Annotated in this window: 15 protein-coding genes and 1 pseudogene; 13 read left to right on the top strand and 3 right to left on the bottom strand. The window is 44.2% G+C overall.

Annotated features, from left to right (window positions below; all coding sequences use genetic code 11):
* From gatB to gatC, 3 genes and pseudogenes are all read right to left on the bottom strand, one after another.
* Positions 1 to 237 (bottom strand): annotated as a pseudogene (gatB, locus tag CAN34_RS12640) (Asp-tRNA(Asn)/Glu-tRNA(Gln) amidotransferase GatCAB subunit B); the annotation flags it as partial.
* The gene (gene gatA, locus CAN34_RS12635; RefSeq protein ID WP_089555920.1) at positions 237 to 1,733 is read right to left on the bottom strand and encodes an Asp-tRNA(Asn)/Glu-tRNA(Gln) amidotransferase subunit GatA; all 1,497 of its coding nucleotides are present in this window, start codon (positions 1,731 to 1,733) and stop codon (positions 237 to 239) included. The pseudogene gatB and the gene gatA, both read right to left, overlap by 1 nt.
* A gap of 69 nt (positions 1,734 to 1,802) precedes the next feature.
* Positions 1,803 to 2,117, bottom strand: coding sequence for an Asp-tRNA(Asn)/Glu-tRNA(Gln) amidotransferase subunit GatC (gene gatC / locus CAN34_RS12630; RefSeq protein ID WP_089555919.1), 315 nt, complete (start codon positions 2,115 to 2,117; stop codon positions 1,803 to 1,805).
* Positions 2,118 to 2,758: 641 nt separating this feature from the next.
* Here gatC and CAN34_RS12625 point away from each other — a divergent pair.
* The 13 genes from CAN34_RS12625 to rpsC all read left to right on the top strand — a co-directional run bounded on the left by CAN34_RS12625 (position 2,759) and on the right by rpsC (position 12,840).
* Positions 2,759 to 3,787, top strand: a complete 1,029-nt coding sequence (locus tag CAN34_RS12625; protein ID WP_079690985.1) for a rod shape-determining protein — start codon at positions 2,759 to 2,761, stop codon at positions 3,785 to 3,787.
* Positions 3,788 to 4,142: 355 nt separating this feature from the next.
* Positions 4,143 to 5,003: a rod shape-determining protein MreC gene (gene mreC / locus CAN34_RS12620; protein WP_089555918.1), complete on the top strand. Its 861-nt coding sequence runs from the start codon at positions 4,143 to 4,145 to the stop codon at positions 5,001 to 5,003.
* Between the two features lie 132 nt (positions 5,004 to 5,135).
* Positions 5,136 to 5,621: a rod shape-determining protein MreD gene (mreD, locus tag CAN34_RS12615; RefSeq protein ID WP_089555917.1), complete on the top strand. Its 486-nt coding sequence runs from the start codon at positions 5,136 to 5,138 to the stop codon at positions 5,619 to 5,621.
* Positions 5,622 to 5,757: 136 nt separating this feature from the next.
* Positions 5,758 to 6,462 carry a nucleoside triphosphate pyrophosphatase gene (locus CAN34_RS12610; protein WP_089555916.1) on the top strand — a complete coding sequence of 235 codons (705 nt, stop codon included), beginning with the start codon at positions 5,758 to 5,760 and terminating at the stop codon, positions 6,460 to 6,462.
* A gap of 167 nt (positions 6,463 to 6,629) precedes the next feature.
* Positions 6,630 to 8,216 (top strand): Rne/Rng family ribonuclease, encoded by a 1,587-nt coding sequence (locus CAN34_RS12605; protein WP_089555915.1) that lies wholly within the window; start codon positions 6,630 to 6,632, stop codon positions 8,214 to 8,216.
* A gap of 463 nt (positions 8,217 to 8,679) precedes the next feature.
* Positions 8,680 to 8,991 (top strand): 30S ribosomal protein S10, encoded by a 312-nt coding sequence (gene rpsJ / locus CAN34_RS12600; RefSeq protein ID WP_010196670.1) that lies wholly within the window; start codon positions 8,680 to 8,682, stop codon positions 8,989 to 8,991.
* Between the two features lie 47 nt (positions 8,992 to 9,038).
* The gene (gene rplC, locus CAN34_RS12595) at positions 9,039 to 9,677 is read left to right on the top strand and encodes a 50S ribosomal protein L3 (protein ID WP_089555914.1); all 639 of its coding nucleotides are present in this window, start codon (positions 9,039 to 9,041) and stop codon (positions 9,675 to 9,677) included.
* A gap of 14 nt (positions 9,678 to 9,691) precedes the next feature.
* Positions 9,692 to 10,294, top strand: coding sequence for a 50S ribosomal protein L4 (gene rplD / locus CAN34_RS12590; protein ID WP_079690991.1), 603 nt, complete (start codon positions 9,692 to 9,694; stop codon positions 10,292 to 10,294).
* Positions 10,291 to 10,641, top strand: coding sequence for a 50S ribosomal protein L23 (rplW, locus tag CAN34_RS12585; protein ID WP_010196677.1), 351 nt, complete (start codon positions 10,291 to 10,293; stop codon positions 10,639 to 10,641). Before rplD ends, rplW begins: the two co-directional genes overlap by 4 nt.
* Before the next feature lie 11 nt (positions 10,642 to 10,652).
* On the top strand, positions 10,653 to 11,480 hold the full coding sequence (gene rplB / locus CAN34_RS12580) for a 50S ribosomal protein L2 (RefSeq protein ID WP_079690992.1): 828 nt from the start codon (positions 10,653 to 10,655) through the stop codon (positions 11,478 to 11,480).
* Positions 11,481 to 11,492: 12 nt separating this feature from the next.
* Positions 11,493 to 11,768 carry a 30S ribosomal protein S19 gene (gene rpsS, locus CAN34_RS12575; protein ID WP_079690993.1) on the top strand — a complete coding sequence of 92 codons (276 nt, stop codon included), beginning with the start codon at positions 11,493 to 11,495 and terminating at the stop codon, positions 11,766 to 11,768.
* Between the two features lie 10 nt (positions 11,769 to 11,778).
* Positions 11,779 to 12,108: a 50S ribosomal protein L22 gene (gene rplV, locus CAN34_RS12570; protein WP_045446615.1), complete on the top strand. Its 330-nt coding sequence runs from the start codon at positions 11,779 to 11,781 to the stop codon at positions 12,106 to 12,108.
* Positions 12,109 to 12,111: 3 nt separating this feature from the next.
* On the top strand, positions 12,112 to 12,840 hold the full coding sequence (rpsC, locus tag CAN34_RS12565) for a 30S ribosomal protein S3 (RefSeq protein ID WP_079690994.1): 729 nt from the start codon (positions 12,112 to 12,114) through the stop codon (positions 12,838 to 12,840).
* Positions 12,841 to 12,843: the final 3 nt, after the last annotated feature.

Below are 12,843 nucleotides of genomic sequence, written 5' to 3'. Positions count from 1 at the left end.
AACCACGCCAGCATTTAGAACTGGCAATACACCGGGTAGACCTAAGTCAACGATGCTGGCTTGGGTGTTTGGCTCATGACCGAAGTCAGTCGGTGCGCTTGAGAATATTTTACTTTCCGTATTGAGCTGGCAGTGAATCTCGATACCGATGACCACTTCATAGCCATCAACAAAAAGCTCTTTACGAACAGCATGTTTGCGAACGGCATTATTATCAGTAGTAGTTGCTGTGTTCATTATACCGTCTCCTTCGCGATGGTAGAGTGTTGCAAATGATGATCCGTATGCTGCTGGAATAAATGCGCGGTTGTGAGCAATTGACTTTCTTGCCAATGCTGACCAATCAGCTGTAAACCAATAGGTAAGCCATTAGAGGTCAAGCCAACAGGCTGACTGAGCGCAGGTAGACCGGCTAAATTAACACCAATGGTATAAACGTCACCCAAATACATCGTAGCAGGATCAAGGTCTTCACCCAGTTTGTAAGCAGCTGTTGGTACGGTAGGACTGGCAATCACATCACAGTTAGCAAAAGCATCTTCGAAGTCTTTGACGATTAAACGACGTACTTTTTGTGCTTTTGTATAGTACGCGTCAAAATAACCAGCAGATAGCGCATAAGTACCGGCCAAAATACGGCGTTGTACCTCGGGACCAAAACCTTCAGAACGTGAGCGCGTGTATAAGTCCATTAAGTCTTTTGGGTTTTCACAGCGATAGCCAAAGCGTACGGCATCGAAGCGTGATAGGTTTGATGATGCTTCAGCCGGTGCGAGCATATAGTAAGTGGCAAGGGTAATCTCTGGATCAGTGATTGTCACCTCTACGATGGTCGCGCCAAGCTCTTCGTATTTCTTTAATGCCGCACGTACTGCTTGCTCTACCTCAGTATCAAGACCTTTACTAAAGTATTCTTTAGCGACACCAATACGTAAACCAGCTAGCGGTTTAGACTGATCAGCTGCTACTGCGTCATTGAGGTCTTGTACATAGTCAGGCATATCATAATTGATAGAAGTCGCATCACGTGGGTCATGACCAATCATCGGTTGCAGTAGATACGCGCAGTCCATGGCACTACGCCCCATGCTACCTGCTTGATCAAGACTAGAGGCATAAGCAATCATACCGAAGCGAGAGACGCGACCATAAGTAGGTTTGATACCGGTTAAGCCACAAAATGAGGCCGGCTGACGAATAGAGCCACCAGTATCACTACCGGTAGCAACAGGTATAAAGCCTGCCGCCACTGCTGCTGCACTACCACCCGATGAGCCACCAGGGACGTGATCTAGATTCCAAGGGTTATGCACTGCACCATAGTACGAGCTTTCATTATCCGAGCCCATCGCAAACTCATCCATATTGAGCTTACCAAGACTGATCATGCCCGCTTTATCAATATTAGTAACGATAGTTGCATCATAAGGGGAAACAAAATTGTGCAGCATCTTAGAGCCACAAGTGGTCAATACGCCTTGGGTACAAAAAATATCTTTATGCGCCATTGGTACGCCGAGTAATGGGCGCTTGTCGCCTTGCAGGCGCATCTCATCTGCCGCTTGTGCTTGCGCGCGCGCCGTCTCAGAAGTATGGGTGATAAAGCTATTTATCTTGCTATCAAGAGCATTGATACGCTTGATATAGTGTTCGGTCAGCTCAAGGCTGCTAAATTGTTTGTCTTGCAGGCCGGTAATAAGCTGCTGGATACTTAATAGATGAAGTTCAGACATAAGGTGTCGTCCGTCAAAATGTTAATAGCATAAAATTAGGGGAGGTCAAAATAAAATAGCGACAGCGACTTATTCAATCACTTGCGGTACTAAATACAAGCCATCTTCGATAGCAGGCGCGACCGACTGATTGCGTTCACGATTGATATCGTGTTTGGCAATATCGGCACGCAATTCTTGGCAGGCTTCATGAATATTGGATAAAGGTTTGATATCGGTGGTATCGACATTGCCCAGCGTATTCATCAGCTTTAATATTTTAGTGATGTCAGCGGCGTAGCTATCGGCCGTATTTTCATCAACGCCCAAGCGAGCAAGGTTGGCAACTTCTAAGATTTCTTCACGGCTGACTTGGTTGTCAGACGTTAACGGTTGCTGTGACATAGTGTCTCCAGTGACGGACAGTTTTTGTTAGAGTAAGGTGGGCTAAAAAGATCAGCACTCAAATAAGTGCCTTAGCTCAAAATGTAGGTATATAGTGCGGTTATTATAAAGCATCTGACCTAAGTTTACAGAGCCAAGTTTACAGAGCATGATGCTGGATTGCTGCACAATCTTTACTGAGATAAGACGTTTTGCAAATTTGACTGAGTAGTTAGGGCCTGATGAGTAATTGCTTACCATTCGCTTATGAAATACGTTACAGTGGGCAGCTGCTGCTAAGCAAACTCTTAAGTAAGCTACTCATTAAAATCAGCACATAGCGTTCGCGTCTTATTAGTTGTTGAATTAGAGGCTGTTTCATTAAAGAGAGGGTTTTGTCTGCCAGCTCAAACTTTGTAACAACTTTTAGCGCTTAAGCGCAAAATCCTAGCGTACTGATGCAAATTTCTGTGTTTTTTTTGAGCCAAGTCGGTATAATTTAGCTCAGTTTTTTCATTTCATCATTATTGCTTCGGTTTGACTTGTTGCGATGATAAACTCTCGCGATGAGTGATACGACCTGCTCAACCCTGACGAGTACCTATTCAGTCAGCCTCATTCGCCTCATTCGCCTCATTTGTAATACGCTGGAAATATTAGTCATGAACCTGTTTGGATTTTTATCAAATAATATCGCAATCGACCTCGGTACTGCGAACACCCTTATTTTTATTCCTGGTAAAGGCGTGGTGCTCGATGAGCCTACGGTGGTTGCGCTACGAAGTAATCGCACACAAAACCCTACCGTCGCTGCTGTTGGTGTTGATGCCAAGCAGATGCTGGGGCGTACGCCTGCCAATATTACCGCTATTCGTCCCTTAAAAGACGGCGTGATTGCTGACTTTGAAGTGACGCAAAAAATGCTCAAGCATTTTATCACTAAGGTAAAAGCCAAACGTTTTATGGCTCAGCCTAACGTAGTGGTTTGCGTGCCTTGCAAATCTACCCTTGTTGAGCGTAAAGCGATTCGTGAAGCGGTATCGTCAGCGGGCGCGAGCAAAGTATTATTGTTAGAAGAGCCAATGGCTGCAGCGATTGGTGCTGGCATGCCGGTTCATGAAGCCAGTGGTTCGATGGTGGTTGATATCGGTGGTGGTACGACTGAGATTGCGGTCATTGCCTTGTCAGGCTGCGTCTATGCCGAGTCTATTCGTATCGGTGGTGATATGTTTGATGATGCCATTATTACCCATGTACGCCGTACGCATGGCTGCGTGATTGGTGAAACCACGGCTGAGCGTATCAAGCAAGAAGTGGGCTCTGCTCTAAACGAAGATAGCCAGCTAGAAGTAGAAGTGCGCGGACGTAGCATGGCAGAAGGCGTGCCAAAAGCCTTTACTGTCAACTCAGAAGAAGTCCAAAAAGCCTTGAGCGACCCATTAAGTGGTATCGTCAGCGCGGTAAAAGCGGCACTTGAGCAAACACCGCCAGAGCTGTCATCAGACATCGCTGAGCGTGGTATTGTCTTGACCGGTGGCGGCGCACTATTACGTGACCTAGATAAACTCATCTCAAGAGAGACAGGTCTACCAGTAACAGTCGCTGAAGATCCATTAACGTGCGTTAGTCGTGGCGGCGGTATTGCTCTTGATTTTATCAATAACAAAAGCTTAAACATGATTTTTGTATAAATCATGGCTTATAAAGCATTGTTATATTAGCAATCTTCAGATAAGGCTTAAGTTAAAGATAAAGTTGAATGAGAAGTAATAGATGAATAACATTAAAGGTAGCCAATAAGGTTACCTTTAATGTTATCAACAACGGCTACAATGCATGATCAGCGATACCATTATTAATTTATCAGTTATTAATACTATTAGTGATAAAGACTGTTAATGATAAAAGCTACTAGTTATAAAGACTATTAATGCGATAGTAAGTTTAAACATTTAATATGCTTAAATTTTATAACATGGTCACATTTATATAGTGCTATTCAGTGCTGGCTACTGCTCACATTAAAACCTCTACATTAGACGAACTATGATTCCAAGTATTTTTGCTCGCCAGCCACTCGCACTGCGTATGACTGCTATTTTATTGATAGTGGCATTGATACTGATGTGGTTTGATAGCAAAAATCCAGAATGGTTTAATCCCATACGTTCGACCAGCCACGCCGCAATGCAGCCTATTTATGAGCTGTCATTGTTACCCAGTTATGCCAAACACTGGTCAAGTGGTAGTTTGCAATCAAAAGAAGCGCTACGCCGCGAAAACATGCAGCTCAAATCGCAGCTGATTCATGCCCAAGCCAAATTACAGCAGCAAGACTATATCTTAGCGCAAAACGCTCGCCTGCAAGGTATTCTATCGACCACGCGCCCTGAGCAGTTTGATTTAAATCTAGCGCAGGTGATTGGTACCGATACCAATCTTTTGCGTCAAATTGTGGTGTTGAATAAAGGAGCGCAAGATGGCGTGCATGTTGGACAAACGGTTATCGATGAAGACGGCATCTTAGGGCAGATTATTAATGTCTATCCTAATACCAGCCGTTTATTGCTGATTACCGATGAGCAGCAGTCGGTTGCCGTTACTGTCAAGCGTACTGGTCAACGTGCTATTGTCACCGGTCAGGGCATACCTACCTCATTGAGCCTCGATTATGTCTTTAAAACCTCAGACGTGCGCGTCGGCGATGAGCTGGTATCATCAGGATTGGGCGGGCGTATACCAGCAGGTTATCGGGTTGGTCGTATCGCCCATATTGAAGATACGCAAGCGGATAACTTTAGAAGCATTGAAGTCACACCAGCGGCGAACTTTATCGACAATGCTTATGTACTGATACTGCAAGATAAGCTGACTAGTAAAAAAAATACTGATATCAATGAAAGTTAATACGTTGGTCATTGAGCCGTATTTACCCGCTATCATGCCAAAGCGATCTGTTTACTCACTGCTTTTACTCCCCTTAATGCTAAATTAATCGTCAAATAGCTGCTGCTAACCACTCGCTAAAGGTAAGTATTCATGGCATATCCTGATTCTGAACATGCAAATGGGCTACTGCTTGCCATCATTGTACTGAGCTTCATTATTGCCTCATCACTCAGCGTTTATCCGTTAAGTCCTAGTATGGCAACATTGCGTCCCATGATAATGATCATGGTGCTGATTTTTTGGTTGCTATTTCAACCGCGCTATGTGGGCATTTTTAGTGCATTTACTATTGGGCTTATCGCCGACCTATTGATGGATACGCACCTAGGACAACAAGCATTTTCTGCTGTGGTCGTGGCCTTGGTGATAAAAGCCACTAGCATCTATATTAGACAACTAAATACTGTCAGTGCTTGGTTAGTCGCGAGTTTAGGGTTGACTGTCTTTCAAGTGAGTTTATGGACACTACAGATGTTTATCCAAAATGTCTTTGTCGCCCAATCCGCTTTATCATTATTGATGAGCATTATCAGTTGGCCGTTGGTACTACTGGCTTTACGTAAATTTGCACGTTAATTAAGGCAGTTATTGAAGCAACTATTGAAGCCGTTATTTCCATTAATACCTTTTACTGACTGCAATGCGAGAAAACTTTTTAAGCGCATGTCTCAAAACCGTAAGCATCATAGTTCTAAATTATAAGAGAGTAGCGATGGATATCATCTTAGCGTCTGGCTCGCCGCGTCGTCGTGAGTTATTATCAAGGGCGCAACTAGACTTCACTATCTTGAGCGTTGATATCGATGAAACACCGCATGATAATGAGTCACCCAAAGATTATATTGCCCGCATGGTCGCCGCCAAAGCAGAGGCGGCGATAGAACAATTAAATATAAATCTTAAAAATAACCAAACTGATTTACCTGAGTCGTTTATTGTTTTAACCTCTGACACTATCGGTGTATTAGCAGATGGTAAAACTGTACTGGTTAAGCCTATCAATCGCGAGCATGCTTATAGCATGTGGCAGCAAATGTCTGATAATACCCACGAAGTATGGACGGCGGTGCAAGCCACTCAAATATCTTTACTTCCTAATAAAACAGAGCTTTCTAATAAAATAAAGCCTTCTCATCAACAGTGCTCTCATCAATCAAGCCATGAGCAAGTTTTTCAAGTTGTTAATCAACAACAAATCATTGAGCGCACAGAAGTAACCTTTATAGCATTAACTAAAGAGATGATGCGTAACTATTGGGACAGTGGTGAACCTGCTGATAAAGCCGGTGGCTATGGCATTCAAGGGTTGGGTGCTACGTGGGTTAGTCGTATCAACGGTAGCTATACCAATGTTGTAGGATTACCTCTCGCACAAACACTGGCGTTGATTAAAGATATGACAGACACAGGTATTTAGTAAAGCAGGTAAAGTATTCAGAGATGAGAGTAGAGTAGAGACTACTGAATCGTCTGCACATAATGACACGGTAGGGTCATGGGCAACAGCAAGTTGCATTTGTTACACTGTAAGGCTACCAAGCCATGAACGTTTCATAAGAAAGCTGAGTGATAAGAGAAAACACTATGTCCGAAGAGCTGCTGATTAATATTAGTCCCATGGAATCCCGTGTTGCCGTGTTAGATAATGGCATCTTGGGTGAGATTTATATTGAGCGCCACAATAAACTGGGTTTGGTCGGTAACATTTACTTGGGCACGGTGGTACGTGTGCTGCCTGGGATGCAAGCAGCCTTTGTCGATATCGGGCAATCACGTACGGCATTCTTACACGTCAATGACATGCAGCGCGAGCCCCGCCATGTCGTTGAAAGTAAGGTAACTGAAAAAACTGATAATGAGCGCACTATCATAGACATTACTACTGATGATTTAGTGGTCACACCGCCAGTTATTAGTGCGCAAAATACTGAAGTCGTACCGGCATCCAAAACCCTTATCCAACATCGTCTGCATGAAAGCCAACGTATTTTAGTACAGGTCACTAAAGATCAGCTTGGCAGTAAAGGTGCACGCTTAACCACCAATGTATCGCTGCCATCACGCTATTTGGTGTATCTGCCATCAAGTGATCATATCGGTATCTCGCAACGTATTGATGGCGAAGAAGAGCGTACGCGCCTCAAGACTGAGCTGAATAGTCTCATGCAGACGGTTAATCTTAAAGGTGGGCTGATTGCCCGCACGGCTGCTGAACGTGTGCCTGTCGACAAACTTGAAGAAGATATTTATTATTTATTACAATTATGGCGGACTATCTGCGCCCGTCGTCAAGAAATGAAACATAATCAAAGCTCCGAGCTCATTTATCAAGAATTATCACTGCCGCTGCGCTCTATTCGCGATTTGGTACATGCTGGTACCGAAAAAGTCGTCATTGATAACGCGCAGATTTATGAGCAAGTCAGATATTTTGCCAAAGACTTTGTGCCTTTTGTGTATGATCGGATTGTGCATTATACCGCTGAGCAATCACTGTTTGACGTGCACCGCGTCGAAGACGACTTACGTGACGCACTCAAACGGCGCGTCGATTTAAAGTCTGGTGGCTACCTGATTATTGATCAGACTGAAGCCATGACCACTATTGATGTCAATACTGGCTCATTCGTTGGCGGTCGCTCATTAGAAGATACCGTCTATAAGACCAATCTTGAAGCCACACACGCCATTGCTCGGCAACTGCGTTTGCGTAATCTTGGTGGTATTATTATCCTAGATTTTATTGACATGCTTGAGCAGCAGCACAAGGATGATATCCTTGAGAGCTTGCAGTCACAGCTGATACAAGATTATGCCAAAACTAAAATCACCCAAGTCAGTGAGCTTGGCTTGGTCGAGATGACCCGTAAACGTACCCGAGAGTCGCTTGGACAGCAGTTATGTGAGCCGTGCTCAACCTGTCAAGGTCGCGGTTTTGTCAAAACAGCTGAAACCGTCTGCTTTGAGATATTTCGTGAAATCATGCGCTGTGCTCGTACTTATAATTCTCCAAAGAAGTTTACTGTGGTCGCTCATGCGGCAGTCATTGACTTATTGTTGACCTCGGAGTCGGATACAGTGGCAGATTTAGAGTATCTATTGGGTAGGGTGATTACTTTTGATGTCGAGAATCTTTATACGCAAGAGCAATATGATATCGTTTTAGATTAAGAATCTTAAATCAAGAACTGTGAGCTAACGTCTTTGGATGTATTGCTTTAAGCTAAGCGTTACAGCTGTTACTTCACTATAAAAATAGCTGATTTAGCCTAAAAACAAAGGTTTATATAAAGTCTTATCAGATATAATTATAAATAACGCTCTTGTAATCGTTTGATTATTATGTATAATACATACCACTGAATTATATATGCGCAGCCAATCAAACAGCTGGCGCTATGACAGCTAGAGCATCGTTTCTAGCACTATTTCATTATGCCTTTGCTGACATCCAATAATAGGAGGGTCGGCGGGGCTTTAAACTATTTTGCTTTTGGCACGCTATAAGTTCGGATAAAGAACTCATTCTGGTTAAGAACAGAAGGCCGCTTTAAGTGAATATTTAACCAAACGGCTTTTAGTCATATCTTTGCAAAGCAAGAATGACTAGAGCACATATTAGGAGCTTGCTGGCATGGCTAACCAGAGAATCCGTATCCGTCTTAAGTCTTTTGATCATCGTTTAATTGATCAATCTGCACAAGAGATTGTTGATACTGCAAAGCGCACCGGTGCGCAAGTTTGTGGTCCTGTACCGTTGCCGACTCGCATTGAGCGCTTCAACGTTCTAACCTCACCACACGTAAACAAAGACGCTCGTGATCAGTACGAAATCCGTACTCATAAGCGTATGGTTGACATCGTTCAGCCTACTGACAAAACTGTGGATGCGCTAATGAAGTTAGACTTGGCGGCGGGTGTTGACGTTCAAATTGCTTTGGGTTAATGAACATCACACCCAACCCATTAATATAAGATATAAAGAGGTCTAAAATGGCGATCGGTTTAGTCGGTAAAAAATGCGGCATGACCCGTATCTTCACTGAAGCAGGCGCATCTATCCCTGTAACAGTGGTTGAGGTCAGTGCTAACCGCATTACTCAAGTAAAAAATACTGATATAGATGGCTATCAAGCCATTCAAGTTACCACAGGTACCCGTCGTGACAGCCGCGTAACAGCAGCACAAAAAGGTCACTTCGCTAAAGCTGGCGTTGCCGCTGGTCGTGGTGTTTGGGAATTTCGTGCCAATGAAAGCGATCTTGAAGGTCGTGAGATTGGTGGTGAGATCCTAGCTGACTTGTTCGAACAAGGTCAGATGGTTGATGTCACAGGAAACAGTAAAGGTAAAGGCTTTCAAGGCGGCGTGAAGCGTCACAACTTCAGCATGCAAGATGCCACTCATGGTAACTCAGTATCTCACCGTGCACTTGGTTCAACTGGTCAGAACCAGTCACCAGGTAAAGTCTTCAAAGGCAAAAAAATGCCAGGTCAGATGGGTAACAAACGCGTTACCGTTCAGGGCCTAGAAGTGATATCGGTTGATGTTGAAAAAGGGTTACTTGTCATCAAGGGTGCTATCCCAGGTGCCACCGGTGGCGATGTCATCGTACGTCCGTCAGTCAAAGCCTAAGCAAGGGGATTAACGTGGATTTAAAAACAGTTACAGGGGCGGCAGTTGAGCTTTCTGATACGGCTTTCGGTCGTGAATTCAACGAAGCACTAGTGCATCAAGTCGTCACCGCATATCTTGCTGGTGCTCGCCAAGGTACACGCGCTCAAAAGACCCGTGCCGAAGTTTCTGGTGGTGGTATTAAGCCATGGCGCCAAAAAGGTACTGGTCGCGCTCGTGCAGGTTCTATTCGTAGCCCAATCTGGCGTGGGGGTGGTCGTGCATTCGCGGCTAAACCACAAGATTGGTCACAGAAAGTAAACCGTAAAATGTATCGCGGTGCGATGCAGTGCATCCTAGCCGAATTGATTCGCCAAGAGCGTCTGATTTTGGTTGAAGAGATAAGCGTTTCTGGTCCTAAGACCAAAGAGCTGATCGCCAAGTTACATGAGCTTGGTGCACCTCGTGCACTAATCGTCACCAAAGATGTTGACGAAAACTTATACTTAGCCGCTCGCAACATCCCACACGTCAATGTACTTGGTACAAACGAAGTGGATCCAGTGAGCTTGATTGCTTTTGATAAAGTAATCATGTCAGTTGAAGCTGCGAAACAATTTGAGGAAGCACTAGCATGAACAACGCAAGACTTTATCAGATCCTAAGAGGACCTGTATTCTCAGAGAAATCTCAAATGCTTGGCGACTCACTTGGTGTACAAGTATTTAAAATTGATTCTAACGCTACTAAGTTAGAAGTCAAAAAAGCAGTTGAGATGATGTTTGAAGGTGTTGAAGTTTTAAAAGTAAACACTTTGAATGTTAAAGGTAAGACAAAGCGTTTTGGTAAAAGCATCGGCCGTCGTAATGATTATAAAAAAGCCTATGTTACCTTAAAAGCTGGTCAAGATGTACAAATGGCTGATGCTGGTGAAGAGGTAGCTAACACTACTGCTTCTACTAGTGAAACAGCGAACAACGAATAAGGATTACACTCATGCCTATCGTAAAAGCGAAGCCAACATCACCAGGCCGCCGTTTTGTTGAAAAAGTGGTGCATCCACACCTTTATAAAGGTCGTCCGTTTGCAGCGCTTCTAGAATCAAAAAGCAAGTCAGGTGGTCGTAATAATAATGGCCGCATTACTAGTCGTCATATTGGCGGTGGTCATAAGCAACATTACCGTATTATTGACTTCAAACGTACCAAAGACAATATCCCAGCAACGGTAGAGCGTATCGAATACGATCCTAACCGTACTGCTCATATTGCCTTACTTAAGTATGCTGATGGCGAACGCCGTTATATTATCGCTGCTAAAAAGCAAGCAGTTGGCGATACCGTAATGTCAGGTGAATTATCACCAATTCGTCCAGGTAACTGTTTACCGCTTAAAAACATCCCATTGGGTACTGTGATCCATAATATCGAACTTAAAATCGGTAAAGGCGCACAGATGGCTCGTGCTGCGGGTGCAAGCGTTCAGTTATTAGGTCGTGACGGTATTTATGCTATTCTTCGTATGCGTTCAGGTGAAACTCGCCGCGTACACGTGAATTGCCGTGCTGTTATTGGCGAAGTTTCTAACACTGAAAACAACTTGAAATCACTTGGTAAAGCCGGTGCTTCACGTTGGCGTGGTATTCGTCCTTCAGTTCGTGGTGTCGCAATGAACCCGGTTGATCACCCACACGGTGGTGGTGAAGGTCGTAACAAAGGTCGCCATCCAACCAGCCCTTGGGGTCAGAAGTCTAAAGGACTTAAAACGCGCCATAATAAGCGTACTGACAGTATGATCATCCGCCGCCGCGCCAAGAAGAAATAAAGGAAGAATTTCATGCCTCGTTCATTGAAAAAAGGTCCATTCATAGACGCGCACCTGTTTGCCAAAGTTGAGAAAGCATTAGATACCAACTCACGCAAACCGATCAAAACTTGGTCGCGCCGCTCAATGATTTTGCCACAAATGGTTGGCCTAACTTTATCTGTTCACAACGGCCGTACTCATGTACCGGTTATCGTGAGCGAACAGATGGTTGGTCATAAACTAGGTGAATTTGCCCCGACTCGTACGTATCGTGGTCATGGCATTGACAGAAAAGCTAAGAAATAAGGTGCTTACCATGGAAGTAACTGCAAAATTACGCGGTGCCGCCATTTCGGCACAAAAAGTTAGACTCGTTGCCGATGAAGTTCGTGGCAAATCTATCGAGCGTGCTTTGGATATCCTAACGTATAGTAATAAAAAAGGCGCGGTTTTTGTTAAGAAATGTCTTAACTCAGCCATCGCCAATGCTGAACACAACAACGGTCTAGATATCGATACCCTTAAAGTATCAACCATCTACGTTGATGAAGGCATTACGCTAAAACGTATCCTACCACGTGCTAAAGGTCGCGCTGATCGTATCAGCAAGCGTACCTGTCATATCACTATCAAGGTAGGGGAATAAGTTATGGGACAAAAAGTACATCCAATCGGAATTCGTCTTGGTGTTGTCAAAAAGCATAACGCAAACTGGTATGCTAGCCCAAAACAATACTCAGAATATCTGATCAACGACATTCAAGTTCGTGAATATCTGCGCAAAAAGCTAGATAGTGCTATGATTAGCAATATCATGATTGAGCGTCCTACCGGTGCTGCTAAGATTACCATCGCCACTGCGCGTCCTGGTATTGTTATCGGTAAGAAAGGCGAAGACATTGAAAGACTTCAAAAAGAATTGACCAAAATTATGGGCGTACCTGCTCAGGTCAACATTGAAGAAATCACTTCGCCTGATCTTGATGCTCACTTGGTAGCACAAGGTATCGCAAGTCAGCTTGAACGCCGTGTTATGTTCCGCCGTGCAATGAAGCGCGCGGTACAGAACAGCATGCGTTCTGGTGCTAAAGGTATTAAAGTTGAGTTGTCTGGCCGTCTTGGCGGTGCTGAGATTGCTCGTACTGAATGGTACCGTGAAGGTCGTGTGCCATTGCATACACTACGCGCCGATATTGACTATTCGTCAGTACGTGCGGAAACCACTTACGGCACCATCGGTGTAAAAGTTTGGATCTTCCGTGGCGAAATCCTTGACGGTATGAACAGTGTTTATAACCCCGTTAAAGAAGAGCAGACTCGTGCGCCAAAACGCCGTGGTCGTGGAAACGGAAACCGTCGAAACACAGACAGAGGTTAAACT

This window comes from Psychrobacter sp. DAB_AL32B (genome assembly GCF_002224105.1).
GTDB lineage: Bacteria > Pseudomonadota > Gammaproteobacteria > Pseudomonadales > Moraxellaceae > Psychrobacter.
Note: the sequence above shows the minus strand (reverse complement) of the source record. Positions and strands in the feature narration are given on the sequence as shown.

Bases quoted from the DNA above. Each gene is read 5' to 3' on its own strand.
- CAN34_RS12610 (WP_089555916.1), top strand. From the start codon at position 5,758: ATGGATATCATCTTAGCGTCTGGCTCGCCGCGTCGTCGTGAGTTATTA.
- CAN34_RS12605 (WP_089555915.1), top strand. From the start codon at position 6,630: ATGTCCGAAGAGCTGCTGATTAATATTAGTCCCATGGAATCCCGTGTT.
- rplW (WP_010196677.1), top strand. From the start codon at position 10,291: ATGAACAACGCAAGACTTTATCAGATCCTAAGAGGACCTGTATTCTCA.
- rpsS (WP_079690993.1), top strand. From the start codon at position 11,493: ATGCCTCGTTCATTGAAAAAAGGTCCATTCATAGACGCGCACCTGTTT.
- mreD (WP_089555917.1), top strand. From the start codon at position 5,136: ATGGCATATCCTGATTCTGAACATGCAAATGGGCTACTGCTTGCCATC.
- rpsJ (WP_010196670.1), top strand. From the start codon at position 8,680: ATGGCTAACCAGAGAATCCGTATCCGTCTTAAGTCTTTTGATCATCGT.
- rplC (WP_089555914.1), top strand. From the start codon at position 9,039: ATGGCGATCGGTTTAGTCGGTAAAAAATGCGGCATGACCCGTATCTTC.
- gatC (WP_089555919.1), bottom strand. From the start codon at position 2,117: ATGTCACAGCAACCGTTAACGTCTGACAACCAAGTCAGCCGTGAAGAA.
- rpsC (WP_079690994.1), top strand. From the start codon at position 12,112: ATGGGACAAAAAGTACATCCAATCGGAATTCGTCTTGGTGTTGTCAAA.
- rplV (WP_045446615.1), top strand. From the start codon at position 11,779: ATGGAAGTAACTGCAAAATTACGCGGTGCCGCCATTTCGGCACAAAAA.
- gatA (WP_089555920.1), bottom strand. From the start codon at position 1,733: ATGTCTGAACTTCATCTATTAAGTATCCAGCAGCTTATTACCGGCCTG.
- rplB (WP_079690992.1), top strand. From the start codon at position 10,653: ATGCCTATCGTAAAAGCGAAGCCAACATCACCAGGCCGCCGTTTTGTT.
- CAN34_RS12625 (WP_079690985.1), top strand. From the start codon at position 2,759: ATGAACCTGTTTGGATTTTTATCAAATAATATCGCAATCGACCTCGGT.
- mreC (WP_089555918.1), top strand. From the start codon at position 4,143: ATGATTCCAAGTATTTTTGCTCGCCAGCCACTCGCACTGCGTATGACT.